The 25,368-nt window shown below is 70.7% G+C and carries 25 protein-coding genes; 21 read left to right on the forward strand and 4 right to left on the reverse strand.

The window, feature by feature from the left end:
• Nucleotides 1-5 precede the first annotated feature (5 nt).
• Entirely contained in the window at nt 6-752 is a 747-nt protein-coding gene (priA, locus tag ABTW64_RS12420; RefSeq protein WP_350622837.1) for a bifunctional 1-(5-phosphoribosyl)-5-((5-phosphoribosylamino)methylideneamino)imidazole-4-carboxamide isomerase/phosphoribosylanthranilate isomerase PriA, read from the forward strand.
• Entirely contained in the window at nt 736-1,503 is a 768-nt protein-coding gene (locus ABTW64_RS12425) for an SseB family protein (RefSeq protein WP_350622839.1), read from the forward strand. Before priA ends, ABTW64_RS12425 begins: the two co-directional genes overlap by 17 nt.
• Nucleotides 1,504-1,536: 33 nt before the next feature.
• On the opposite strand, the gene ABTW64_RS12430 is transcribed toward ABTW64_RS12425, so the two are convergent.
• Nucleotides 1,537-1,947, reverse strand: coding sequence for a DUF1844 domain-containing protein (locus tag ABTW64_RS12430; RefSeq protein ID WP_350622841.1), 411 nt, complete (start codon nt 1,945-1,947; stop codon nt 1,537-1,539).
• Nucleotides 1,948-2,217: 270 nt separating this feature from the next.
• On the opposite strand from ABTW64_RS12430, the gene infC reads away from it, so the two are divergent.
• From infC to pheT, 10 genes are all read left to right on the forward strand, one after another.
• Entirely contained in the window at nt 2,218-2,868 is a 651-nt protein-coding gene (gene infC, locus ABTW64_RS12435; RefSeq protein ID WP_502892337.1) for a translation initiation factor IF-3, read from the forward strand.
• Nucleotides 2,869-2,975: 107 nt separating this feature from the next.
• Nucleotides 2,976-3,170, forward strand: a complete 195-nt coding sequence (rpmI, locus tag ABTW64_RS12440; protein WP_221859612.1) for a 50S ribosomal protein L35 — start codon at nt 2,976-2,978, stop codon at nt 3,168-3,170.
• 29 nt (nt 3,171-3,199) lie between these two features.
• A complete protein-coding gene (gene rplT, locus ABTW64_RS12445; protein WP_203135696.1) occupies nt 3,200-3,586 on the forward strand; it encodes a 50S ribosomal protein L20 in 387 nt (128 codons plus the stop codon).
• A 146-nt stretch (nt 3,587-3,732) separates the two neighbouring features.
• The gene (locus ABTW64_RS12450) at nt 3,733-4,533 is read left to right on the forward strand and encodes a TrmH family RNA methyltransferase (RefSeq protein WP_350622845.1); all 801 of its coding nucleotides are present in this window, start codon (nt 3,733-3,735) and stop codon (nt 4,531-4,533) included.
• Nucleotides 4,534-4,672: 139 nt separating this feature from the next.
• Nucleotides 4,673-5,413 (forward strand): amino acid ABC transporter ATP-binding protein, encoded by a 741-nt coding sequence (locus ABTW64_RS12455; RefSeq protein ID WP_350622847.1) that lies wholly within the window; start codon nt 4,673-4,675, stop codon nt 5,411-5,413.
• 58 nt (nt 5,414-5,471) lie between these two features.
• Nucleotides 5,472-6,368: a glutamate ABC transporter substrate-binding protein gene (locus tag ABTW64_RS12460; protein WP_350622849.1), complete on the forward strand. Its 897-nt coding sequence runs from the start codon at nt 5,472-5,474 to the stop codon at nt 6,366-6,368.
• A gap of 74 nt (nt 6,369-6,442) precedes the next feature.
• Nucleotides 6,443-7,099, forward strand: coding sequence for an amino acid ABC transporter permease (locus tag ABTW64_RS12465; RefSeq protein WP_350622851.1), 657 nt, complete (start codon nt 6,443-6,445; stop codon nt 7,097-7,099).
• Nucleotides 7,096-8,040 carry an amino acid ABC transporter permease gene (locus ABTW64_RS12470; protein WP_350622853.1) on the forward strand — a complete coding sequence of 315 codons (945 nt, stop codon included), beginning with the start codon at nt 7,096-7,098 and terminating at the stop codon, nt 8,038-8,040. The genes ABTW64_RS12465 and ABTW64_RS12470 overlap by 4 nt, the downstream gene beginning before the upstream one ends.
• A 54-nt stretch (nt 8,041-8,094) precedes the next feature.
• A complete protein-coding gene (pheS, locus tag ABTW64_RS12475; protein ID WP_350622855.1) occupies nt 8,095-9,150 on the forward strand; it encodes a phenylalanine--tRNA ligase subunit alpha in 1,056 nt (351 codons plus the stop codon).
• Nucleotides 9,150-11,642 (forward strand): phenylalanine--tRNA ligase subunit beta, encoded by a 2,493-nt coding sequence (pheT, locus tag ABTW64_RS12480; RefSeq protein WP_350622857.1) that lies wholly within the window; start codon nt 9,150-9,152, stop codon nt 11,640-11,642. Before pheS ends, pheT begins: the two co-directional genes overlap by 1 nt.
• A gap of 38 nt (nt 11,643-11,680) precedes the next feature.
• Here pheT and ABTW64_RS12485 read toward each other — a convergent pair whose 3' ends face one another.
• From ABTW64_RS12485 to ABTW64_RS12495, 3 genes are all read right to left on the reverse strand, one after another.
• The gene (locus ABTW64_RS12485) at nt 11,681-12,670 is read right to left on the reverse strand and encodes a hypothetical protein (protein ID WP_350622859.1); all 990 of its coding nucleotides are present in this window, start codon (nt 12,668-12,670) and stop codon (nt 11,681-11,683) included.
• 181 nt (nt 12,671-12,851) lie between these two features.
• Nucleotides 12,852-13,511, reverse strand: a complete 660-nt coding sequence (locus ABTW64_RS12490; RefSeq protein WP_350622861.1) for a protein-L-isoaspartate(D-aspartate) O-methyltransferase — start codon at nt 13,509-13,511, stop codon at nt 12,852-12,854.
• Nucleotides 13,512-13,552: 41 nt separating this feature from the next.
• Nucleotides 13,553-14,692 carry an AAA family ATPase gene (locus tag ABTW64_RS12495; RefSeq protein ID WP_350622863.1) on the reverse strand — a complete coding sequence of 380 codons (1,140 nt, stop codon included), beginning with the start codon at nt 14,690-14,692 and terminating at the stop codon, nt 13,553-13,555.
• Nucleotides 14,693-14,933: 241 nt separating this feature from the next.
• Between ABTW64_RS12495 and argC the strand changes: the two genes are divergently transcribed.
• The 9 genes from argC to tyrS all read left to right on the forward strand — a co-directional run bounded on the left by argC (nt 14,934) and on the right by tyrS (nt 24,985).
• Nucleotides 14,934-15,980: an N-acetyl-gamma-glutamyl-phosphate reductase gene (argC, locus tag ABTW64_RS12500; RefSeq protein ID WP_350622865.1), complete on the forward strand. Its 1,047-nt coding sequence runs from the start codon at nt 14,934-14,936 to the stop codon at nt 15,978-15,980.
• Entirely contained in the window at nt 15,977-17,134 is a 1,158-nt protein-coding gene (argJ, locus tag ABTW64_RS12505) for a bifunctional glutamate N-acetyltransferase/amino-acid acetyltransferase ArgJ (protein ID WP_350622867.1), read from the forward strand. Before argC ends, argJ begins: the two co-directional genes overlap by 4 nt.
• On the forward strand, nt 17,131-18,057 hold the full coding sequence (gene argB / locus ABTW64_RS12510; RefSeq protein ID WP_350622869.1) for an acetylglutamate kinase: 927 nt from the start codon (nt 17,131-17,133) through the stop codon (nt 18,055-18,057). The genes argJ and argB overlap by 4 nt, the downstream gene beginning before the upstream one ends.
• Nucleotides 18,054-19,271: an acetylornithine transaminase gene (locus ABTW64_RS12515; RefSeq protein ID WP_350622871.1), complete on the forward strand. Its 1,218-nt coding sequence runs from the start codon at nt 18,054-18,056 to the stop codon at nt 19,269-19,271. Before argB ends, ABTW64_RS12515 begins: the two co-directional genes overlap by 4 nt.
• Nucleotides 19,268-20,191: an ornithine carbamoyltransferase gene (gene argF / locus ABTW64_RS12520; protein ID WP_350622873.1), complete on the forward strand. Its 924-nt coding sequence runs from the start codon at nt 19,268-19,270 to the stop codon at nt 20,189-20,191. The genes ABTW64_RS12515 and argF overlap by 4 nt, the downstream gene beginning before the upstream one ends.
• Nucleotides 20,170-21,285, forward strand: coding sequence for a heparan-alpha-glucosaminide N-acetyltransferase domain-containing protein (locus ABTW64_RS12525; protein WP_350622875.1), 1,116 nt, complete (start codon nt 20,170-20,172; stop codon nt 21,283-21,285). The genes argF and ABTW64_RS12525 overlap by 22 nt, the downstream gene beginning before the upstream one ends.
• Nucleotides 21,286-21,295: 10 nt before the next feature.
• Nucleotides 21,296-22,738, forward strand: coding sequence for an argininosuccinate lyase (gene argH / locus ABTW64_RS12530; protein WP_350622877.1), 1,443 nt, complete (start codon nt 21,296-21,298; stop codon nt 22,736-22,738).
• A gap of 116 nt (nt 22,739-22,854) precedes the next feature.
• Entirely contained in the window at nt 22,855-23,661 is an 807-nt protein-coding gene (locus ABTW64_RS12535) for a hypothetical protein (RefSeq protein ID WP_350622879.1), read from the forward strand.
• Between the two features lie 28 nt (nt 23,662-23,689).
• Nucleotides 23,690-24,985, forward strand: a complete 1,296-nt coding sequence (gene tyrS / locus ABTW64_RS12540) for a tyrosine--tRNA ligase (protein ID WP_350622881.1) — start codon at nt 23,690-23,692, stop codon at nt 24,983-24,985.
• Nucleotides 24,986-25,368: the final 383 nt, after the last annotated feature.

Below are 25,368 nucleotides of genomic sequence, written 5' to 3' on the forward strand. Positions count from 1 at the left end.
GAGCTATGAACGATTTCGCGTCCACGCCCGGACTGATCCTGCTGCCCGCCGTCGACGTCCAGGGCGGGAAGGCCGTGCGCCTGACCCAGGGCGCCGCCGGAACGGAGACCGACTACGGCGATCCCATCGAGGCCGCCGAGAACTGGGCCAAGCAGGGCGCAGAGTGGATCCACCTCGTCGACCTCGACGCGGCGTTCGGACGCGGCACCAACGCCGGCGTGCTGCGCAAGGTCATCAAGCACCTGCGCGGCGTGAACGTCGAGCTGTCGGGCGGTATCCGCGACGACGCGTCGCTGGAGGCGGCGCTCGAGAGCGGAGCCCAGCGCATCAACCTCGGCACAGCGGCGCTCGAGAACCCCGAGTGGACCGCGTCGGTGATCGGGCGCTACGGCGACGCGATCGCCGTGGGCCTGGACGTGCGCGGCACCACGCTCGCGGCGCGCGGCTGGACGCAGGAGGGCGGCGACCTCTGGGACGTGCTCGAGCGTCTCGAGGAGGCGGGCTGCAGCCGCTACGTCGTCACCGACGTCACCAAGGACGGCACCCTGCGCGGGCCCAACCTCGATCTGCTGCGCGAGATCACCTCGCGCACGACCAAGCCGGTCGTCGCCTCGGGCGGCGTCTCGAGCCTGGATGACATCGCCGCGCTGCGGCGCCTGGTGCCGAACGGCGTCGAGGGCGCGATCGTGGGCAAGGCCCTCTACGCGGGCGCGTTCACGCTCGCCGAGGCGCTGGATGTCGCAGCCGACTGACGGCGCGGACTCCGCAGGCGTCCCCTGGGAGGGGCGCCACTTCGAGGCGAACCCGCACGCGAGCGATGACGGATCCGCGGATCCCGCCCTGCTCGCGGCGCTGACGGCGTTCCGCGCCGGCCAGGGCGACCAGGCCGCTGTGGTCGACGCGCTTCGGCACGCGCGCGTGCTCATCCCGCTCGTCGCCGAGAAGGGCGACGAGGGCGTCGGAGCCCATGGCCTGCCGGTGGACAAGACGCAGGAGCTCTCGATCGTCACGGTCGCGGCACCGGATGGGCGCAAGGTGCTGCCGGTGTTCAGCTCGGTCGACGCGCTGGCGCGCTGGGACCCGCAGGCGCGTCCCATTCCCGTGGAGGCCGTGCGCGCCGCGCTGGCGGCCTCAGCGGAGCAGACCGACCTGATCGTGCTCGACCCCACGTCGGACACCGAGTTCGTCGTGCGCCGCCCCGCGGTGTGGGCCATCGCCCAAGGCGAGCCCTGGCTGCCGAGCTTCGCGAACCCGGATGTGTTCCTCGGGCTGCAGCAGAGCGTGTCGGGGGAGCTCGCCGTGCTCGACCTCACCGTCGAGCCGGGGGACCGTGAAGCGCGCCTGCGGGGACCGGAGCTGGTCGTGCGGCTCACGCTGATGTCGGGCCTCGACCGCGGTGAGCTCGACGCGGTGCTGGCGCGTCTCGCGCGCCGCTGGTCCACGGACGACCGCGTCGCCACGCTCGTGGATTCGCTGTCGGTCAAGCTCGATCGCGCCGAGTAGCGCGGGTCCGCGAGGGCGCGGACCCGCGCGCGGTCAGATGACGGGGCCGGTGTACTTCTCGCCCGGGCCCTTGCCCGGCGCGTCGGGAATGGTCGAGATCTCGCGGAAACGCAGCTGGAGCGAGCGCAGGCCGTCCCGGATGGGGCGCGCGTGCATGTCGCTGATCTCCGGTGCGGCGGCGGTGACGAGACCGGCGAGGGCGTTGATCAGCTTGCGCGCCTCGTCGAGGTCGATGTCGGCTTCCGCATCGGGCTCGTCCGCGAGGCCGAGCTTCACGGCGGCGGCGCTCATCAGGTGCACGCATGCGGTGCCGATGACCTCGACAGCCGCGACATCCGCGATGTCACGCACGGCCGATGTGTCGGAGCCGGCGCGCTCCTGCTCCTCCCAGCGCGCCTCGCGCTGCGCGTCGAAGGAATGGGTGTGTGCCGGATTGGTGCTCATGTGCCGCTCTCTGCTAGACTTTCCCGGGCTCCGGACCTTCTCGATGAGAATCCGGACGAAAGAGGATTCACATCCCACCCGCGCTTGCCGTTACAAGGCTACCGGGTCATGCACTCCCTCGCGTTCCACGCGGGTGTTCCAGGATGCGCCGTCGCGCCGAATGGATCTGGGTGAGGCCGACGCGTGACGTCTGCCGGGTGGATGCTGACTCTTCTCCCGCCCGTGGCACGACCCCGTCTTGACGAGCCTGTCGACGACGAGCATGTCGCGGTGGCTCTCCGTCACCCACCTATCAAGGAGTTCCGCATCAGCGATCCCCGTACCAACGAGCGCATCCGCGTGCCCGAGGTCCGACTCGTCGGCCCCAACGGCGAGCAGATCGGCGTCGTCCGCATCGAGGCCGCCCTGCGTCTGGCGCAGGAGGCCGATCTCGACCTGGTCGAGGTTGCCCCCAACTCGAAGCCTCCCGTCGTCAAGATCATGGACTACGGCAAGTTCAAGTACGAGGCAGCGCAGAAGGCCAAGGAGGCCCGTCGCAACCAGGCCAACACGGTCCTCAAGGAGGTCCGTTTCCGCCTGAAGATCGACGAGCACGACTACGAGACCAAGCGCAAGCGCGCCGAGGGCTTCCTGAAGTCGGGTGACAAGGTCAAGGCCATGATCCTGTTCCGCGGTCGTGAGCAGTCGCGTCCCGAGCAGGGAGTGCGTCTGCTGAAGAAGTTCGCGGATGACGTCGCCGAGTTCGGCACCGTCGAGTCCAATCCCAAGGTGGACGGCCGCAACATGGTGATGGTCATCGCGCCGCACAAGAACAAGTCCGAGGTCAAGACCGAGCAGAACGCCCAGCGCGCTGCCAACAAGCAGGCCGCACGCGAGGCGAAGAGCCAGGCGTCCGGTCTGGAGACCACGGCCGCGGAGTAACACCGCCCGCAGACTCCCGCTTCAACCGCGGTGCCGCCCGACGGCACCGGCATGAGCCGGGTGCACACAACGTCGCCCCGAGGGGCGCATTCACGAAGGAAGAGAAGATGCCGAAGCAGAAGACCCACTCGGGCAGCAAGAAGCGCTTCAAGATCACCGGCAGCGGCAAGATCAAGAAGCAGCAGGCTGGCATGCGCCACAACCTCGAGCACAAGTCGAGCCGTCGTACGCGCCGCCTGAACCAGGACCAGGTCATCTCGGGCAACGACCTCAAGCAGGTCAAGAAGCTCCTGGGTCGCTGAGCTCGCGAATCTCGTTAGGAAGATAAGAAATGGCTAGAGTCAAGCGGGCAGTCAACGCCCAGAAGAAGCGTCGCGTCATCCTCGAGCGGGCCTCGGGTTACCGTGGCCAGCGTTCGCGCCTGTACCGCAAGGCGAAGGAGCAGGTCACCCACTCGCTCGTCTACGCGTACCGCGACCGTCGCAAGCGCAAGGGCGACTTCCGTCGCCTGTGGATCCAGCGCATCAACGCCGCCGCGCGTCAGAACGGCATCACCTACAACCGCTTCATCCAGGGCCTGGGGCTCGCGGGTGTGCAGGTGGACCGTCGCATCCTGGCCGAGCTCGCCGTGAACGAGCCCGCCACGTTCGCGTCGCTGGTGGCGACCGCGAAGGCCGCGCTGCCGGCCGACGTGAACGCGCCGAAGTCGGCTGCGTAAGCACCTCCGGTTTCGAAGAGGGCGTCCCGTGAGGGGCGCCCTCTTCTGCGTCTTCGGGCATCGGCCGTCCCGTCGTGCGCCCTCGGGTCGCACGCGCCTCTTCCGCCCGTCATGTCCGCGTGCGAGCGCGGCCATAGACTGACGGGGTGCTGGAGAATCCGCGGTCGCCGCGTGTGAGAGCCGTCGCCAAGCTGGCGAAGCGCAATGCGCGCAAGGAGACCGGTCTGTTCCTGCTCGAGGGCCCGCAGGCGGTGCGCGAGGCACTCACCTACCGCCCCGAGACGATCGTCGAGCTGTTCGCGACGCCCACGGCGCTCGAGCGTCATCAGGATGTGCGCACGCTGCTGAGCGATGAGCGCCTGGAAGCGGAGTTCGTATCGGAGGCCGTTCTCGATGCGATGGCCGACACCGTGACGCCGCAGGGCTTCGTCGCCGTCGCGCGGCAGAACCCCACGGCGCTCAAGGACATCTTCGCGGCCGGTCCGCGACTCATCGCGATCTGCGAGGAGGTGCGCGATCCGGGCAATCTCGGCACCATCATCCGCGCCGCCGACGCGGCGGGCGCCGACGCGGTGGTGCTGACGGGGCGCACCGTCGATCCGTACAACCCGAAGGTGGTGCGGTCCACGACCGGGTCGCTGTTCCATCTGCCCGTCGCCGTCGGGGGAGAGCTCGAGGATGTCATCGGGCGCGCCCACGCCGCCGGCATGACGGTGCTCGCCGCCGACGTGAAGGGCGACGATCTGCTCGAGGCCCGCGCCGACGGGGTGCTCGCGCGGCCGACGGGATGGCTGTTCGGCAACGAGGCCCACGGTCTCGACGATCGCGCGCTGGGGCTCGCGGATCGTGCCCTGCGGCTGCCGATCTTCGGGCGGGCTGAGTCGCTGAACCTAGCCACGGCAGCCAGCGTCTGCCTGTACGAGAGCGCATTCGCGCACCGCGCCTGACGGCTGCGCGGGTCTCCTCGACACGCCCGACCCGGCACCGGGACGCGCCATTGCGCAACCGCGCCAGTGCTGTTACAAGTCGGTAAAGCGCCGCGAGCGCTGGTGGTTCCCCCTGTGCGCACCCCCTAGGGTGAAACGCATGGCTGAGCCCCTCGTCGTCGTCAAGGACGTGCAGAAGCACTATGGCGACTTCCAAGCCCTCAAGGACATCGACCTGACCGTCGACAAGGGCGAGGTCGTCGTCGTGATCGGCCCGTCCGGATCCGGCAAGTCCACCCTGTGCCGCACGATCAACCGCCTCGAGACCATCACCAGCGGCACGATCACGATCGACGGCAAGGAGCTACCGAAGGAGGGCAAGGGGCTGGCGAACCTCCGTGCCGAGGTCGGCATGGTGTTCCAGTCGTTCAACCTGTTCGCGCACCTGACGATCCTCGAGAACGTCACGCTCGGACCCATCAAGGTGCGCGGGATGAAGAAGGCCGACGCCGAGCGCGAGGCGCAGGCGCTTCTCGACCGCGTCGGTGTGGGCCACCAGGCATCCAAGCTCCCCGCGCAGCTGTCGGGTGGGCAGCAGCAGCGCGTCGCCATCGCGCGCGCCCTCGCCATGCGCCCGAAGGTCATGCTGTTCGACGAGCCGACCAGCGCCCTCGACCCCGAGATGATCAACGAGGTGCTGGACGTCATGATCTCGCTGGCGAAAGAGGGGATGACGATGATCGTCGTCACCCACGAGATGGGCTTCGCGCGCAAGGCGGCCAACCGCGTCGTGTTCATGGCCGACGGCCAGATCGTCGAGCAGGCGACGCCCGAGGAGTTCTTCACCAGCCCGAAGAGCGACCGTGCGAAGGACTTCCTCTCCAAGCTGATCACGCACTGACGACGCGACGCGCGACGTGGCGCGAAGCGGACGGACCACCCCACCAAGGAGGAAACACATGCGCAAGTCCCGGATCATCGCGGGCGCCGGCCTCGGCCTGTCGGCCCTGCTCGCGCTGACGGCGTGCAACAGCGGCTCGCCCACCGACCCCGGCGCCTCGGCCGGCGCCGGCGGCGGCGAGGAGGCTCTGTGGGAGGTCGCGAGCGACGTCCAGCTCGAGGGCAGCCCCACGTTCGATCGCGCCACGGAGGCCGGCGAGATCGTCATCGGCGTCAAGAGCGACCAGCCGGGTCTCGGCTACGAGGACCCGGTGACGCAGGAGCGCACCGGCTTCGACGTCGACATCGCGCGCTGGATCGCGGCATCGCTGGGCTTCGGCGAGGACCAGATCGAGTTCAAGACGATCCCCTCCGCCAACCGCGAGCAGGAGATCATCAACGGGGGCGTCGACTACTACGTCGGCACCTACTCGATGACCGAGGCGCGCGATGAGGTCATCGACTTCGCCGGCCCGTACTTCATCACCGGTCAGGGCCTGCTGGTCGCCGCCGACGACGACTCGATCAACGGCCCCGAGGACCTCGAGGGCAAGGTCACGTGCTCGGTCACCGGCTCGACCCCGCTGCAGCGCATCCGCGAGGAGTACAGCGGCGAGGTCACCGAGCGTCAGACGTACTCGGAGTGCGTCGAGCAGCTCAAGGCCGGCCAGGTCGACGCGATCACCACCGACGAGGCGATCCTCGCCGGCTACGTCGCGCTCGAGCCCAACGAGCTCAAGCTGGCGGGCGAGCCCTTCAGCGAGGAGCGCTACGGCGTGGGCCTCGCCGACGGCGACACGGCGCTCAAGGACCACATCAACGCCCTGTTCACCGACGGCAACGACGTGTGGACGGCACTGTACGAGCAGTACCTCGAGCCGGCCGGCGTCGTCGCCGAGCAGCCCCAGGTCGACTGACTCTTCGTGCGGGGCGGCCCCAGCGGGCCGCCCCGCACGATCCCCTCACTTCCTCGACACGCGTAAGGAGCCGCATGGGCGTCATCACCGATAACGCCGACCTGTGGGGCGAGGCGCTGATCGGCACGCTGAAGCTGTTCTTCGGCGGCGGCCTGCTGGCGCTGGTGCTCGGCACGATCGTCGGCGCGATGCGCGTGTCCCCGGTGCCGATCGCCCGTGCGGTCGGCACGTTCTACGTCAACACCATCCGCAACACGCCCCTGACCCTGGTCTTCTTCGGCTTCGCCTTTGCGCTCCCGACTCTGATCGACGTGCGCGCGAGCGGTGGCAACGAGGTGCTGTTCGCGATCGGAGCGCTCGGCATCTACACCGCCACGTATGTGGCCGAGACGATCCGCTCGGGCATCAACACCGTGCCGGTGGGTCAGGCGGAGGCGGCTCGCGCCCTCGGCCTGACGTTCGGGCAGGTCATGACGCTGATCGTGCTGCCGCAGGCGTTCCGCTCGGTGATTCCGCCCATGATGAGCGTGTTCATCGCGCTCCTGAAGAACACGACGGTCGCCGCCGGCTTCTCCGTGCTGAACCTCGGCTCCATGCGCGACTGGCTGAGCGAGCGCGGTGAGAACCAGCTCGTGGTGATCCTGTGGGTGATGGTGATCTTCGTGGCCCTGGTCCTGCTGCTGTCGTGGGCGCAGCGGACCCTCGAGAAGCGATGGATGGTGGCGCGATGAGCAGCAGCGTCCTCTACGACGTCCCCGGTCCTCGCGCCGTCCTTCGCAACAGGATCCTCGGAGTCGCCACGATCCTCGTCGTGCTCGCGGTCGTCGCGTTCTTCGTGTGGCGCCTGGCCGCCACGGGTCAGTTCGCGGCCTCCAAGTGGGAGGCCTTCACCTACACGGCCATCTGGGCGCAGATCGGGCAGGGCGCGCTCAACACCGTCGCCGCGTTCGTCGTCGCCGCGGTCGGAGCGCTGGTGGTGGGCTTCGTCCTGGCGGTCGGCCGCCTGTCTGACCACGCCTGGGTGCGCTGGCCCGTCACCGCGGTCACCGAGTTCCTGCGCGCGGTGCCGGTGCTCGTGATGATGTTCCTGCTGTACTACGGGCTTCCCGTTCTCGGCATCCGGATGCCGAGCTACTGGGTCGTCGTCATCGCGCTCGTGGCCTACAACGGCTCCGTTCTCGCGGAGGTCATCCGGGCGGGCGTCGAGGCGCTGCCGCGGGGCCAGCGCGAGGCCGGCTACGCGATCGGCCTTCGCAAGTCGGGTGTCATGCGCCTGATCCTGCTGCCGCAGGCGATCCGCGCCATGATGCCGGTCATCCTGTCGCAGCTCGTCGTGACGCTGAAGGACACCGCGCTCGGCTTCATCATCACGTACGAGGAGCTGCTGTTCTTCGCCAAGCGCCTCGGATCGGCCGCCACGCTCGATTCGCCGATCATCCAGTCCACCATCATCGTGGGCGCCATCTACATCGGGCTGTGCCTGATCCTGTCGGGCGTCGCCCGCCTGATCGAGAAGCGGATGAAGAAGTCGCCCCGCGTGCGGGCGGCCGAGGAGGCGATCGCACCTCGCCTGCACGAGGGCACCAACACCGCCATCATCGGCGTGCAGGATGCGGCGGAGCTCGCACGCACGGCGGATCGCGGCGGTCCGGCCGCCGGCCAGTCGGGGTGACCCGGCCCTCGCGGCGGCGGGCCGGGCTGCCCTGCCCGGTTAGACTCGGTTCTCGTGCCTGACGTTCCCGAGATCCCTGGTCCTGTGATCAGCGGCGAGGCGGTGGAGGCCGCGGTCGAGGCCGCGCTCGCGGCAATCGCCGACGCCCCCGACACCGCGGCCCTGAAGGCCGTCCGCTCCGCGCACGCGGGGGAGGGCTCCGCCCTCGCCGCGCTGAACGCGCAGATGCGCCACGTGCCGAACGATCGCAAGGCCGAGTTCGGCAAGCTCGTGGGCGGAGCGCGCGGACGCGTGAACCAGGCGCTCGCCGCGCGGGAAGCCGAGCTGGCCGAGGCCGAGACGGCCGCACGGCTGGAGGCCGAGCGCGTCGACATCACGGCGGTGGCCTCGCGCACGCGCGTCGGCGCCCGCCATCCGATGAGCGTGCTGCAGGAGCAGATCAGCGATGTGTTCGTCGGCATGGGCTGGGAGATCGCGGAGGGCCCCGAGCTCGAGCACGAGTGGTACAACTTCGACGCGCTGAACTTCGACGAGGACCACCCGGCGCGCCAGATGCAGGACACGTTCTTCGTCGACCCGGTCGCCCGGCACCTGGTGATGCGCACGCACACGTCGCCCGTGCAGGTGCGGTCGATGCTCGAGCGCGACCTGCCGATCTATGTCCTGTGCCCCGGCCGCGTGTACCGCACGGACGAGTTCGACGCGACGCACCTGCCCGTGTTCACGCAGGCCGAGGGCCTCGTGGTGGACAAGGGCATCACGATGGCGCACCTCAAGGGCACCCTCGACCACATCGCCAAGGCGCTGTTCGGGGACGAGGCCAAGACGCGCCTGCGCACCAACTACTTCCCATTCACCGAGCCGTCGGCCGAGTTCGATCTGTGGCACCCGACCTTCAAGGGCGGGGCGCGCTGGATCGAGTGGGGCGGGTGCGGCATGGTCAATCCCAACGTGCTGCGGGCAGCGGGCATCGACCCCGAGGTGTATTCGGGCTTCGCCTTCGGGATCGGGATCGAGCGGGCTCTGATGTTCCGCAGCGACGTGCAGGACATGCGCGACATGGCCGAGGGCGATGTGCGCTTCAGCGAGCAGTTCGGGATGGTGGTGTGATGCGCGTCCCGCTGTCGTGGCTGCGTGAGTACGTGGATGTTCCGGCCGAGGCGACACCGGAGGATGTCCTCGCGGCCCTCGTGTCGGTCGGCTTCGAGGAGGAGGACGTCTTCCGCTTCGAGGTGACCGGCCCCGTGGTCGTCGGCCGGGTGATCTCGTTCGAGGCCGAGCCGCAGAAGAACGGCAAGACCATCCGGTGGTGCCAGGTGGACGTCGGCGAGGCAGAGCCGCGCGGCATCGTGTGCGGTGCCGGCAACTTCTTCGAGGGGGACAAGGTCGTCGTCACCCTGCCCGGCGCGGTGCTGCCTGGGCCGTTCCCGATCGCCGCGCGCAAGACGTACGGCCACGTGTCGGACGGCATGATCGCATCCGCACGCGAGCTGGGGCTCGGCGACGAGCACAGCGGCATCCTGCGCCTGGTCGAGCTGGGGCTGGATCCCGAACCCGGCACCGACGCCATCGCCCTGCTGGGTCTCGACGACGTCGCGGTCGACGTGAACGTCACGCCCGACCGGGGCTACGCCATGTCGATCCGCGGTCTGGCGCGCGAATACTCGCACGCGACCGGCGCCGCCTTCCGCGACCCGGCGCTGCGCGACGACCTCGGGTCGGGAACGGGCTTCCCGGTCGTCGTGGACGACCGGGCGCCGATCCGCGGCCGCAGCGGCGTGACCGAGTTCGTCACGCGCGTGGTGCGGGGCGTCGACCCCTCGCGCCCGACACCGCCCTGGATGATCGCGCGCCTGACGCTGGCAGGCATCCGGTCGATCTCGCTGCTGGTCGACATCACGAACTACGTGATGCTCGAACTCGGCGGCCCGATCCACGGGTACGACCTCGACAAGCTCACCGGCGGCATCACCGTGCGCCGTGCGACCGAGGGCGAGACCCTCGAGACGCTCGACGGCCAGGTGCGCAAGCTCTCCACCGAGGACCTCCTGATCACCGACGACTCGGGCCCCATCGGCCTGGCCGGCGTGATGGGCGGCGCGAAGACCGAGATCGGCGCGACGACGACCGATGTGCTGATCGAGGCCGCGGTGTTCGACACCGTGTCGATCGCGCGCACGGCCCGGCGCCACAAGCTGCCGAGCGAGGCGTCGCGTCGCTTCGAGCGCGGCGTCGACCCGCTGCTGCCGGCCGCATCGGCGCAGCGTGTGGCCGACCTCATGGTGGAGCTCGCGGGAGGCGCGGTCGACCCGCTCGGCAGCGCCCTGGGCGCGGCGTACGAGCGCACGGCGATCGGGCTGCCGGCCGGCTTCGTGCAGGGCCTCGTGGGCGTGGACTACACAGCCGCCCGCATCGCCGAGACACTGACGATGATCGGGTGCGACGTCGCCGAGACGCCCGACGGCTGGTCGGTCACACCGCCGTCGTGGCGTCCCGACCTCACCGACAAGTGGACGCTGGCCGAGGAGGTCGCACGCATCGACGGGGTGGACAAGATCCCCTCCGTGCTGCCGACTCCGCCGTCGGGCCGTGGTCTGACACCGGCGCAGCAGGGCCGTCGTCGCGTCGCGAACGCACTGGCCGCCGCCGGGTTCGTCGAGACGCCGTCGTTCCCCTTCACGTCGGAGGAGCAGAACGACCTGCACGGATCGCCGTCGGGAGAGCACCTGCCCAGCGTGCGGCTGGCGAACGCGCTCGACGGTCAGGTGCCGTTCCTGCGCCGTTCGCTCATCCCGGGACTGCTGCAGACCGCGCACCGCAACGTGTCGCGTGGTCACACCGACCTCGCGCTGTTCGAGCTCGGGACGGTCTTCCTGCCGAAGCCCGGGGTCGAGTACGGCACCGCGACCATCCCCCCGCTCGCGGTGCGGCCCGACGCGGAGACGCTCGCGCGCCTCGACGCGTCGATCCCGCCCCAGCCTCGCCATGTCGCTCTGCTGCTGGCGGGTGCCGTGGCGCCGAAGCAGCCGGGCCGGGAGGCCGAGGCGGCCGGCCTTGAGGTGGCCCTCGACGCGGTGCGTGTCGTCGCGGCTGCCGCGGGCGTCGAGATCGAGGTGGCGCAGTCGCAGCGCGCCGCGCTGCACCCCGGGCGCACGGGCGTCCTGACAGTCGCCGGTTCCGAGGTCGGCTACGTCGGCGAGCTGCTGCCCGCGGTCGCCGCCGAGGCAGACCTGCCGGGCCGGGTGACGGTGGCCGAGCTCGACCTCGACGCGCTGCTGACGCTCGCGGGGGAGCGCGTCACCGTCGCGTCGCTTTCGACGTTCCCGGCTGCGACGCAGGATGTGTCGCTCGTGGTCGACGCCGCGCTGCCGGCGGCCGAGCTGCGCCGCGCGCTCGTCGACGGCGCCGGCGAGCTGCTCGAGAGCGTGCGGCTCGTCGACGACTACCGCGGCAGCGGCATCCCGGACGGCTCCAAGAGCCTGACGTTCGCGCTGCGCTTCCGCGCTCCCGACCGCACGCTCACCGCGGCCGAGGCGACCGAGGCGAAGCTCGCCGGCGTCGCCCTCGCGGCCGAGCGTCACCGCGCCGCGCTCCGCGAGTAACCCGGCCGCGACAATCCATGTTCACGCCGAGAATGCGGTCAGCCCCGCATTCTCGGCGTGGAACTGGATTGTCGAGGGGTGAGGGCGCGGCGCAGAGTCAGCAGCGGGCCGGACTCGCGCGGATGGATGTGCCGCAGTCCCGCTGAGCGCAGGATGGTGTCGAGGGGATCGACTCTCATCACGTGCTCGTGACCCCAGCGGGCGAACCCGGCGACGCGTCGCCGCAGCGCGTCCTCGCGTTGCTTCTCGTCCCACAGGCGCTTCCCGCCGTCGCCTAGCGTGCCGTCGTACTTCACCCGCCCATCGGCCTCGCCGATGACGTCGTCGTCCGGCCAGTACATGTCCGCGCGGTGCGGTGTGCCGTCGTCCGCGCGGAAGATCACCTGCAGGTCGGGAGGCGGGTATCCCAGCCACTCCACGGCTGCCCGGCTGACCGACTCCAGCGCGCTCTCGGCGAGCGGAGTGGCGCGGGACAGAGCCCACCGGGCGGCGTCCCGACCCCGGCTGCTCGCGCGCGCTTCGTTCCGCGCGATCAACACATCCGGGTGGGGGCGATCCAGCAGGCGCACGGCATCTGCGGCCATCAAGCCGACAGCGCGGTGGCGCATCCGCGCCAGGTCGACCGCCGTCTCCTCCGGCGACAGCAGGATGAGCCCGTCCACCGTGCGCAGGTCGCGACGGTCACGCGTCACGTGCGTGCGCACGCCGGCGACCAGGCGACCTGCTGTGCCATCCGAGAGCACATGCACCTCGTCGAGGGCTCCCGCGACGGGCACTCCGAGCAGCACCGCAGCCGATTCGAGGGCGAACACCGCGTCAGGATGGGTGAGCGCGTGCGCGGGCACGCGCGCGAGATAGCGATCCCACCGCGTCAGCCGGCTCCACGGGTCGGTCGGCGCGAACACGCCTCGCGCCACGCGATGCACATCGCCGCGGCGGTGCGCGACGTCGAGACGCACCGCCGCGTCTGCCTGCCGCAGCAGCGGAACCGGGCAGGGGCGGAGGGAGAGCTGGTCTGGGCGACGCATGCGGCAAGAGTGCCGCGTCTGTGCGCCCGCAGACGGCCCCGCGGCTCACTGTGGACGAACATGCCCTCGCGTCGTCCGGTGCACGAGTGATCCCCTCGCCCACGAGAATCCACTTGCACGCTGAGGATGCACGGGGGCCGGCATTCTCAGCGCACAGCTGGATTCTCGCGGTGGAAGAGGGCTAGCCGGTGCCGTGGGCGCCGCGGAGCGGGACGAAGCGCACGGCGCCGAGGTCGTCCATCGTGACGTCGTCGCCCAGTCGCGTGACGCGCACCAGCTGCTGCCAGCCGGCATGGCGCTCGAGCGGCATCACGATGCGACCGCCATCGGTCAGCTGCTCGATCCAGGGGCCCGGGATGTCCGGCCCTGCGGCGGCCGCCAGGATCGCGTCGAACGGCGCCCGCTCCGGCAGGCCGAGCGTGCCGTCGCCGGTCACGACGCCGACGCTCGCGAATCCGGCCGCCGTCAGCGCGCGCCGCGCATCCTGCGCCAGCTCGGGCACGTACTCGATGGACCAGACCTCGGCGCCCATCGCGGCGTAGACGGCAGCGGCGTAACCCGAGCCGGTGCCCACCTCGAGCACGCGGTCGCCGGGTCCGATGCGCGCGGCTTCAGCGGTCAGCGCCACGATGTAGGGCTGCGAGATGGTCTGACCGTGCCCGATCGCGAGCGGAGAGTCGGCGTAGGCCTCCGCCGCGGCTGCCGCGGGAACGAACAGCTCGCGCGGTACGTGCGCCATCGCCTCGAGCACGCGGCGATCCCGGATCCCGCGCGCCTCCAGGTGCCACTCGAGCATCTCGCGACGCTCGGCGGAACGATCCGGCTCCCGTGTCTCGCCCATGCTCGATGAGGCTACGCCGCCGAAGGCGCGCCGTCACGGCATCAGCGTGACGGCCATCGCCACGCGGGTCGGTCGAGCGCTCCCTGCCCCGCTACGCGGGTGCCGAGCCCATCCGACTCCAAGGCGACCGCATCGGCGCCCGCTGACACCAGCGCGTCGCGCAGTCGATGCGAGTGCGTCACGACGACCACCTGCATGTCGGCGCTGGCGGCGGAGATCAGCCCGGCCAGCGCATCCACGAGGTCGGGGTGCAGGCTCGACTCGGGCTCGTTGAGCACGAGGAGCGGCGCGGCGCGCGCGGGCACGAGAGCGGCGATGAGCAGCAGGTAGCGCAGCGTGCCGTCGGAGAGCTCAGACGCCTCGAGCGGTCGCAGCAGCCCTCGCTGGTGCATCGTGAGGCGTAAGCGCCCCGTCGTGCTCTGGACGGCGACGCGGGCGCCCGGAAAGGCGCGTGCGACCTCACGGTCGAGCGCATCGCGTCGCCCGGCATCCGCCGACGAGGCCCACGTGGCCGCGAGGTCGACGCCGTCGTGGGCGAGGAACGCGGTGCGCGTGCCGACCTGCGGCTGCCGGACGGGCGAGTCGCGATCCGTGCGGAAATGATCGTAGAAGCGCCACCGCGACAGCGTGCGTCGCAGGGTGAGCAGCTCGAGAGTCGCCTCGGCGTCGGCGATCTCCATCAGGATCGACTCGTGCGGCGCGAGCGGCTGGCCGAGGCTGCGCCACGCGGTGTCGCGCACCCGTACCCCCGCTCGGTCGCGGTCGACCAACAGCGTCGCGGGTCTGGCGAAGCCGCCGGCGAAGACCTGCTCGCGCTTGATCTCCGGGTCGCGGGCGAACACCGAGCGGCTGTCGGCCTGTGGCAGGCCGAGGCCGACGAGGTAACCGAGCTCATCGGCGGCGTAGCCCAGGCGCAGCGATACCGGGCGGCTGCGGACCGTGCCCTGCACCACGCCCGCCCGCGGAGTCTCGGGGCCGGCCCACAGCACCGAGTCGAAGCCGCCCTCGGCGGCGATCGCGGAGATCGTGGCGCCGTTCGCGGCGGCGGCCAGCAGCTGCAGCGAGCGATAGAGGCTGCTCTTGCCCGAGCCGTTGGGCCCCGTCACCACCGTCGCACGGCCGAGGGGCAGCACCAGGTCGACCAGCGAGCGGTAGCCGGATACGGCGATGGTGGTGATCATGCGTCCATCCTCGCGGGGGCCGGGGACATGCCGGTGGGGACGTTCTGCTACGCTCGCGGCATGCCGACCGGCCAGGCGACCACCCACCCCTTCCGGGGCATCGTCCTGCGCCGACGTCCCCGCGGCCGCCGAATCTCGGCGACGCCGCGACGCTCCCGCGCCTGAGCGCGGTCGAGCCGGCCCACGGGCCGAGCGGTGTCGCCGTGAAGAAGCAGACTCCCTCGGACAATAAGGTGGAAACATGACCTACTCGGTCGCCGTCTCCGGCGCTTCTGGCTATGCGGGAGGCGAGCTGCTGCGGCTGCTCGCCGACCATCCCGACGTCGAGATCCGCACGGTCACCGCGCACTCCAACGCCGGGCAGCCGCTCATCGCGCACCAGCCGCACCTGCGCTCGCTCGCGCACCTCACGCTGCAGGACACGACCCCCGAGGTCCTGTCGGGGCACGACATCGTCTTCCTCGCGCTGCCTCACGGCCAGTCGGGTCAGTACACGGATGCACTGACGGATGTCTCGCTCGTCATCGACTGCGGCGCCGACCACCGGCTCACCGGCCGCGCCGACTGGGACGCGTTCTACGGCGGCGACTTCCACGAGGCGTGGACCTACGGCGTGCCCGAGCTCCCCGTGGGCGACGGGAAGCAGCGCGATCTCCTGATCGGTGCCGACCGCATCGCGGCGCCGGGCTGCAACGCCTCGACCGTGAGCCTGAGTCTCGCGCCGGGCGTCGCGGCCGGCGTCATCGACCCGTCCGACATCGTCAGCGTGCTGGCGGTCGGCCCCTCGGGCGCCGGCAAGAGCCTCAAGCCTCACCTGCTGGCGAGCGAGATCCTCGGCTCGGCGAATCCCTACGCCGTGGGCGGCTCGCATCGCCACATCCCGGAGATCGCGCAGGCTCTGCGAGCCGCCGGCGCGACGGGCGACATCCGGCTGTCGTTCACCCCGGTGCTCGTGCCGATGGCGCGCGGCATCCTTGCCACGACCACGGCGCGCATCGCGAACGACGCGACCGACGCGCAGATCCGCGAGGCGTGGGAGGCGGCGTACGGCGACGAGATGTTCGTGCACGTGCTGCCCGAGGGGCGGATGCCGCGCACAGCCGATGTGATCGGCGCGAACACGGCGGTCATGGGGCTCGCGGTCGACCGCGCGGCCGGACGAGTCGTCATCGTCACCGCCGTGGACAACCTGACCAAGGGCACGGCGGGAGCCGCGATCCAGTCGATGAACATCGCGCTCGACCTCCCCGAAGGTCGAGCCCTCAGCGTGAACGGAGTGGCGCCGTGAGTGTGACCGCAGCCCAGGGCTTCGAGGCGGCGGGTGTCGCCGCGGGTCTGAAGTCGACCGGAGCGAAGGATGTCGCCGTGGTGGTCAACCGCGGTCCGCTCAAGACCGGCGCTGCCGTGTTCACAACGAACCGGGCGAAGGCGAACCCCATCCTGTGGTCGCAGCAGGCGATCTCCGACGGCGTGGTCGAGGCCGTCGTGCTCAACTCGGGCGGGGCGAACTGCTTCACGGGGGAGTTCGGCTTCCAGACGACGCACCAGACGGCTGAGAGGGCGGCCGAGCTGCTGGGCGTGAGCGCAGGCGATGTGCTGGTGTGCTCGACGGGCTTGATCGGGTCGGGTGACGAGGTCTTCCGCGCCAACGTGCTGGCGGGCACCGAGGCGGGCATCCGGCAACTGAGCACGGAGGGCGGCGACGACGCGGCCGCCGCCATCATGACGACCGACACCGTCCCGAAGACGGCCGTGCGCACCGGCGACGGGTGGACCATCGGGGGCATGGCCAAGGGCGCCGGCATGCTCGCCCCGGGCCTGGCCACCATGCTCGTGGTGATCACGACCGACGCGGTGCTCGATGCGGCTCAGGCCGACGCTCACCTGCGTGCGGCGACGCGCGTCAGCTTCGACCGGCTCGACTCGGACGGCTGCATGTCGACCAACGACCAGGTCACGCTGCTCGCGAGCGGCGCGAGCGGCGTGGCGCCCGACGACTCGGCGTTCGCCGCGGCCCTCGTCGACCTGTGCCGCGAGCTGGCGCAGAAGCTGCAGGGCGACGCGGAGGGCGCCAGCCATGCCATCACCATCGAGGTGGCGGGTGCCGTGACCGAGGAGGACGCTGTCGAAGTCGGTCGCTCGGTCGCCCGCAACAACCTCTTCAAAGCCGCCATCTTCGGCAACGATCCGAACTGGGGCCGGGTGCTCGCCGCGATCGGCACGACGCAGGCGGTCTTCGACCCGTATGACGTGGACGTGTCGATGAACGGCGTGCGCGTGTGCACGAAGGGCGGACCGGATCGCCCGCGCGAGGAGGTCGACCTCACGCCGCAGGCGACCCACGTGCTGATCGACCTCCACGTGGGCGACGCCGCGGCGACGATCCTGACCAACGACCTGACCCACGACTACGTGCACGAGAACAGCGCCTACGCCTCATGAGCACCGATGACACCAGCAACCAGGGCGTCGACCTGCAGGACACCAGTCCGGAGGAGGCGGCCGCGAAGGCCGCGACCCTCATCGAGTCGCTGCCCTGGGTGAAGAAGTACCGCGACCAGATCGTCGTGGTGAAGTACGGCGGCAACGCGATGATCAGCGAGGAGCTGCAGGATGCCTTCGCGCAGGACATCGCCTACCTGCGGTATGTGGGCGTGCGGCCGGTCGTGGTGCACGGTGGCGGCCCGCAGATATCGAGCATGCTGGATCGTCTCGCGATCCCGAGCGAGTTCAAGGGCGGCTACCGCGTCACGAGCACCGAGGCCATTAGCGTCGTCCGCATGGTGCTCACGGGCCACATCAACCCGCAGCTCGTGGCGAAGATCAACTCGCACGGACCGCTCGCGACCGGCCTGAGCGGCGAGGACGCCGGCCTGTTCAGCGGACGCAAGCGCGGCGTCGTGATCGACGGCGTGGAGGAGAGCCTCGGCCGCGTCGGCGACGTCGTGAAGGTCGACCCGTCGGCCGTGCTCGATCATCTGGACGCGGGGCGCATCCCCGTGGTCTCGAGCATCGCGCCCGACCTGGATCACCCTGGCCAGTCGCTCAACGTGAACGCGGACGCTGCGGCCGCGGCCCTCGCGATCGCGCTCAAGGCGCGCAAGCTCGTGGTGCTGACGGATGTGGCCGGCCTCTATGCCGACTGGCCCAACCGCGACTCCCTGGTGTCTCACCTCACAGCGGGCGAGCTGCGCGACATGATGCCGAGGCTCGAGTCGGGGATGATCCCCAAGATGCAGGCGTGCCTCGACGCGGTCGAGGGCGGCGTCGGCGCCGCCGCGATCATCGACGGCCGGGTGGAGCACTCGGTGCTGGTGGAGCTCTTCACGAGCAAGGGAATCGGAACGCAGGTGACGGCAGGATGACGCGCGAGACGAACTGGCAGGATGACGCGACGCGCGACCTGATGAGTCTGGGCGGGCGCCTCGCCCTGCTCGAGCGGGGCCACGGCTCGCACGTGTGGGACGCCGACGGCCGCCGCTACCTCGATTTCCTCGGCGGCATCGCGGTCAACGCCCTCGGGCACGCGCATCCGGTGTTCGTCGACACCGTCGCACGCCAGGCGGCGACGCTGTCCCACGTGTCGAACTACTTCGCCACGCCGCAGCAGCTGGAGCTCGCCGCCCGGCTGAAGCAGCTGGCAGGCGCGGGCGAGCGCGGCCGTGTCTTCCTGGCGAACTCGGGCACCGAGGCGAACGAGACCGCCATCAAGCTCGCCCGCCTGCACGACCGGGACGGCCTGATCGTCAGTCTGGAGGGCGCGTTCCACGGCCGATCGACCGGAGCGCTGGCTCTCACGCCGAAGGCCGCGTACCAGGATCCGTTCCGGCCTCTGATGCCGGGGGTCGCGCATATCGCCCCCACGCTGGAGGCGCTCGAGCAGCTCTTCGCGGGCGGCGAGCGGATCGCGGCGCTCGTCGTGGAGCCCATCCAGGGCGAGGCCGGTGTGCTGCCCCTGCCGGACGGCTACCTCCGGCGCGCGCGCGAGCTCACGACCGAGCACGGCGCGCTGCTCATCCTGGACGAGGTGCAGACCGGCATGGGGCGCACCGGAGAGTGGTTCGCGTTCCAGCGCGAGGGCATCGTCCCCGACGCGATGACGCTCGCCAAGGGCATCGCCGCAGGATTCCCCCTGGGGGCCGTCGTGACGTTCGGCGACGCCAGCGACCTGTTCTATCCCGGCACCCACAACTCGACCTTCGGCGGCAACCCGCTCGCGAGCGCGGTCGCGAACGCCGTGATCCAGGAGATCCAGGACCGCGACCTGCTCGCGAACGTCGCTCTACGCGGTCGGCAGCTGCGAGAGGGCGTGGCGTCGCTGCCGCTCGTCGCCGGCACGCGCGGCGCCGGACTGCTGATCGGCATCCGTCTGACGGCGCCCGTCGCGGCTGACGTGCGCGCCGCCGCGCACGAGCGCGGCCTGATCGTCAACGCCCCCACCGACGACGCGATGCGCATCGCACCGGCGTACACGATCGGCGATGCGGAGGTGGCGGAGTTCCTCGAGCTGTTCGCCGCCGCGCTCGACGACGTGGCCGCCCGCCGCGCGGACGCACACACCGAGGAGAACCCCGCATGACCCGGCACTTCCTGCGCGACGACGACATCACTCCGTCCGAGCAGGCCGAGATCCTGGACCTGGCCGCCACGCTGAAGAAGGACCGCTGGGCCGACAAGAGCCTCGCGGGGCCGCAGACCGTCGCGGTCATCTTCGACAAGTCGTCGACGCGAACGCGCGTCTCGTTCGCCGTGGGCATCGCCGACCTGGGCGGGTCGCCGCTGATCATCTCGACCGCCAACAGCCAGCTCGGCGGCAAGGAGACGCCCGCCGACACGGCGCGCGTGCTCGAGCGGCAGGTCGCCGCGATCGTCTGGCGCACCTACGCGCAGGCGGGGCTCGAGGAGATGGCCAACGGCACGCGCGTTCCGGTCGTGAACGCCCTCAGCGACGACTTCCACCCGTGCCAGCTGCTGGCGGACCTGTTGACGATCCGCGAGCACAAGGGCGAGCTGAAGGGCCTCACGCTGTCGTTCTTCGGCGACGGGCGCAGCAACATGGCGCACTCCTACGTGCTCGCGGGTGTCACCGCAGGCATGCACGTGCGTGTCGCGTCGCCCGAGGCATATGCGCCGCGCGAGGACGTCGTCGCCGACGCCGACCGCATCGCGCTCGAGACCGGTGGGTCGGTCACGCTGCTGACGGATCCGCTCGAGGCGGCCGCGGGCGCCGACGTCGTCGTGACCGACACGTGGGTGTCGATGGGCAAGGAGGAGGAGAAGCTCGCACGTCTGCGCGACCTCGGCGGCTACAAGGTGACCCAGGAGACCATGTCGGTCGCCGACGGCGAGGCGATCTTCATCCACTGCCTGCCCGCCGATCGCGGGTACGAGGTCGACGCGGAGGTCATCGACGGGCCTCAGAGCGTCATCTGGGATGAGGCCGAGAACCGGCTGCACGCACAGAAGGCGCTCCTGGTGTGGCTGCTGCGGCAGCCCTGAGAGAGCGGATCTCCACCCGTCGGGCGCGGCTCGACGGGCCGGGTCGCGAGCCCGGCATCGACCTCGCGCGCGGGCTCGCGGTGATCGGCATGTTCGCCGCCCACCTGCTGGATACGAGCCCGTTCGAGTGGGCGCATCCGGCCACGTGGACCGACGTGGTCAACGGCCGCTCCTCCATCCTGTTCGCCACGCTCGCCGGGGTCTCCCTCGCGCTGGTGACGGGGGGACGGCGGCCGTTCGACGCCCAGCGGATGGCGTACGCGCGCATCCGGATCGCGCTGCGGGCCGCCTGCATCTGGCTGCTCGGCATCCTGCTGATCCTGCTGCAGACGCCGGTGCTCGTGATCCTGCCGGCGTACGCCATCCTCTTCCTGCTCGCGCTGCCGCTGCTGCGCGCGGGTGTCGGCGTGCTCTTCGGCACCGCGGGCGCGATCGCCATCGCGATGCCCTTCGCCGTGTACGCGATCGACTCGTGGGACGGATGGCACCGGGAACCGGGACTGACAGTCGCCCAGTCGCTCGGCTGGAACTATCCGTTCCTGCTGTGGGCGGCGTTCGTGGTCGCCGGCATCGGGATCGGGCGTCTGTCGTTCTCGCAGCCGCTCACGGCGACGTTGCTGTTCATGGTCGGCGTCGCGCTCGCCATGGTCGGCTACGAGGTGATCGGACGCTGGGCGCTGATCGCTCCCGCGGATTCGCTGTGGGGCATCGCGCTCTCGAGCGTGCCCCATTCCAGCGGTATGGGGGAGGCGGTCGGATCGGGCGGCGTCGCCATCCTGGTCATCGCGCTGTGCGCGCTGCTGTGCGCGACCCCCGCGCGGTGGATCGTCTGGCCGCTGCGCGCTGTGGGAGCCATGCCGCTGACCGCATACACCGCGCAGCTGGTGGCGTGGGCCGCCTTGCAGCCGTCCATCGGGGGGTACGGATCGGAGCTCGCGGCGTTCCGGGCGACCGAACCGTTCTGGCCCATGACGATCGCGACGATCGTCGGCTGCACGGTGTGGACGCTGTTGGTCGGGCGGGGGCCCTTGGAGAGGCTGGTCGGATGGGTCGCCCAGGCCGGGCCGCGCGGGCCCGCGCTCGACGATCGATAGGCTGACCGGCATGAGCACTGATCATGGGTCGGGGGAGCAGCAGGCCACGAACGAGGGGGCGCTGTGGGGCGCGCGCTTCGCGACGGGCCCGTCGCCCGAGCTGCAGGCGCTCAGCCGCTCGACGCATTTCGACTGGCGTCTCGCGCTCTACGACATCGCGGGCTCCCACGCGCACGCCAAGGCCCTCGCCGCGGCTGGGTATCTGGAGCCCGACGAGGAGCGGCGGATGCACGAGGGGCTCGACACGCTCGCGCGCGCCATCCAGGACGGCTCGCTCCAGGCCCGTCCCGCCGACGAGGACGTGCACGGCGCGCTCGAGGCCGCGCTCATCGACGTGGTGGGGCCCGAGCTCGGCGGGCGACTGCGCGCCGGGCGCAGCCGCAACGACCAGATCGCGACGCTGGTGCGGATGTATCTGCTCGACCACAGCCGCGTGATCGCGAAGGACCTGCTCGCCCTGATCGACGCGCTCGTGGCGCAGGCGGACGCGCACGCCGGCGTCATCCTGCCCGGCCGCACGCACCTGCAGCACGCGCAGCCGGTGCTGCTCGCACACCACCTGCAGGCCCACGCCTGGCCGCTCGTGCGCGATCTCGAGCGCCTGCGCGACTGGCGCGTCCGGGCCGCCGTGTCGCCGTACGGCGGGGGAGCGCTCGCCGGATCGACGCTGGGTCTCGACCCGCAGCTCGTCGCGACGGAGCTCGGTCTCGACCGGCCCGCCGAGAACTCCCTCGACGGCACGGCGGCCCGAGATGTCGTCGCGGAGTTCGCCTTCATCGCGGCGCAGATCGGCGTCGACCTGTCACGCTTCGCGGAGGAGATCATCCTCTGGAACACGCGCGAGTTCGGGTTCGTGATGCTCGACGACGGGTATTCGACGGGGTCGAGCATCATGCCGCAGAAGAAGAACCCCGACATCGCCGAGCTCGCGCGCGGCAAGGCCGGCCGGCTGGTCGGCAACCTCACGGGCCTGCTCACGACCCTCAAGGGTCTGCCGCTCGCGTACAACCGCGACCTGCAGGAGGACAAGGAGCCCGTGTTCGACTCGGTCGACACGCTCGAGGTCGTGCTGCCGGCGTTCACGGGCATGGTCGCGACGCTGCGCTTCGACGCCGAACGCATGGCCGCGCTGGCGCCCCAGGGCTTCTCGCTGGCCACGGATGTCGCCGAGTGGCTCGTCAAGCGGCGGGTGCCCTTCCGCGAGGCGCACGAGATCTCGGGAGCGCTCGTGCGCGCGTGCGAGAACCAGGGCATCGGGCTTGAGGACGCCGATGACGAGCTGCTCGCCTCGGTCTCGACCCACCTGACCGCGGATGTGCGCGACGTGCTGTCGATCCAGGGCTCGATCTCCAGCCGTGCCGGTGAAGGAGGCACCGCTCCCCAGCGCGTCGCCGAGCAGCGCGCCGAGCTCGTGGCGCGCGCCCAGGACGCGGTGCACGCGCTCGGACTCTGAGGCGCCACCGCGGCGCAGCCGCGCGAGATCCCGGCCGCGGGCGCGTTCTGCCGGGGAACCCCTGGTGTCGGGCGCGGCAGGCCGCGGATGTCCGACCCCCTGGGCAGGATGGTCGCATGATCCTCGCCGGCCTCATCCTGCTCTCGGTCGGCACCGCCGCGCTGATCCGCACGCTGTTCCGCCGCGCCGGGAAGACCGCGCAGCGCAGTGGCTGGATCGCCGCCACGGTGCTCATCCTCGTGATCGCTCTGCTCGCCGATGCTCTGGTCGCGGGGCTCGCGGCAGTGGCGGTGGCCGCGCTGTGGATATGGCTCATGCCCGACCGGGGGCGCTCGCCCGCCTCGATCTGGCCGACGGTGGGCGTCGGGGTGCTGGTCGCCATAGCCCTCCTCTTCGTGCCCGCCGGCTACGGAAGGGGCCTGTCGGAGGCCGTCGAGATCGCCTCGCCGCTCGGCCCGCTCTCGCTGCCCGCCGTCCTTCTGATGATCGGCGCAGGCGTCTACCTGCTGGAGCCCGCGAACGTCGTCGTGCGCGCCGCCCTGGAGCGGGAGAACATCGCCCCGGACCCTGAGCCCGACGAACGCGTGTCCTACGTCACCGCGCCTGCCGATCCGACTGCGCCCGCCGCGCCGACCGCGCCCGCCGAATCGACCGCGATGCCGAAGCTCGGCCCCGGACAGGTGATGAAGGGTGGCCGCCTGATCGGTCCGCTCGAGCGCGTGATCGTGTTCGGGCTCACTCTCGCGGCTGCCTACCCGCTGCTCGCGGCGTTCATCGCCGCCAAGGGCATCGTGCGGTTCCCCGAGATCTCGCGTGACGGCGACGGCGGCGACCGCGCCGAGTACTTCCTCGTCGGCAGCATGGTGAGCTGGGTGCAGGCGCTCGCCGCGGCGTTCCTGGTCTGGTGGGGCCTGCGCTCGTGAGGCGCGCCGACGTCCTAGGCTGGATCTCGTGACTGCAGACACCGTGGCCGTCCCCGCCATCGACCCGAGCTTCGACAACGTCTGGGATGAGCTCGTCTGGCGCGGGCTGATCCATGTGTCGACCGACCAGGACGCGCTGCGCGAGCTGCTCGCCGGCCCGCCCGTCGTCTACTACTGCGGGTTCGATCCCACGGCCCCGAGCCTGCACCTGGGCAACCTCGTGCAGCTGCTCACGATGCGGCGGCTGCAGCTTGCCGGTCACCGGCCACTGGGGCTGGTGGGCGGCTCGACGGGCCTGATCGGCGACCCGCGGCCCACGGCTGAGCGCACTCTGAACACCCGCGAGACCGTGGCCGACTGGGTCATGAAGCTCCGCGCGCAGGTCGAGCGCTTCCTCGCCTTCGAGGGCGACAACGCCGCGCGCATCGTGAACAACCTCGACTGGACTGCGCCGCTGAGCGCGATCGACTTCCTGCGGGAGATCGGCAAGCACTTCCGCGTGGGCACGATGATCAAGAAGGACGCGGTGAGCGCGCGGCTCAACTCCGACGCCGGCATCAGCTACACCGAGTTCAGCTACCAGATCCTTCAGGGGCTCGACTACCTGGAGCTGCACCGCCAGTACGGCTGCGTGCTGCAGACCGGCGGCAGCGACCAGTGGGGCAACCTCACCAGCGGTGTCGACCTGATCCACAAGGTCGAGGGCACGTCGGTGCACGCGATCGGAACCCCGCTGATCACCAACAGCGACGGCACCAAGTTCGGCAAGAGCGAGGGCAACGCGATCTGGCTCGACGCCGAGATGTGCAGCCCCTACGCGATGTACCAGTTCTGGCTCAACACCGACGACGCCGACGTCATCGCGCGCCTCAAGGTCTTCACGTTCCTCACCCGCGCGGAGATCGAGGAGTACGAACGGCTCGTCGCCGACGAGCCGTTCCGTCGTGCGGCGCAGAAGCGGCTTGCCCTCGAGGTCACCACGACGGTGCACGGCCCTGCCGCGGCGAACGCGGCCATCGCGGCTTCCGAGGCGCTGTTCGGAAAGGGCGACCTGGCGGCGCTGGATGCGGCGACGCTCGCGTCCGCGCTGCGGGAGCTGCCTCACGTCGAAGTGCCTGCCGGCACCCCGGTGGTCCAGGCGCTGGTGGAGACGAAGCTCGTGTCGTCGGCGTCCGAGGCTCGCCGTGCCATCGCGCAGGGCGGGGTATCGCTCGACGGCACCAAGGTCGACGCGGACGACGCCGCGGTCGCGGGCACCCTGCCCGGGCGCGTGTCCGTCCTGCGTCGCGGGAAGAAGGCCCTGGCCGGGCTTTTCGTCTCGTGACGGGCGCCACCACGACCCTGCGACACGCCCGGGAGTGGACGCGGGTTGCCGCGTCGGAAGCATCCGCGTAATGTATTCACATGTCGCCGCCAAGCGGTGAGGTTGAGCCGGAAGGTTCCCACCCCAGGTCGACGACAACCCCCACAACGAAGATCACGCTCTTGAGCGTGCCTGGCCCTCGGGTCTAGGGTGGAGGACCAGCTCCTCGGTACTTCCCGATGTAGCCGGAGCCTGACGCACAGCGATCAGCGCCCCGGCGTGTCGGATTGACAAGCCGAGCGAGATGGATAAGATAGAGAAGTTGCCCCGGAGGGCTGCGGCGGGAGTCGCAGGGCTGGGAGCATCCGATCCTTGAGAACTCAACAGCGTGCACTTGTCAAATG

This window comes from Microbacterium sp. NPDC096154 (assembly GCF_040302945.1).
GTDB lineage: Bacteria > Actinomycetota > Actinomycetes > Actinomycetales > Microbacteriaceae > Microbacterium.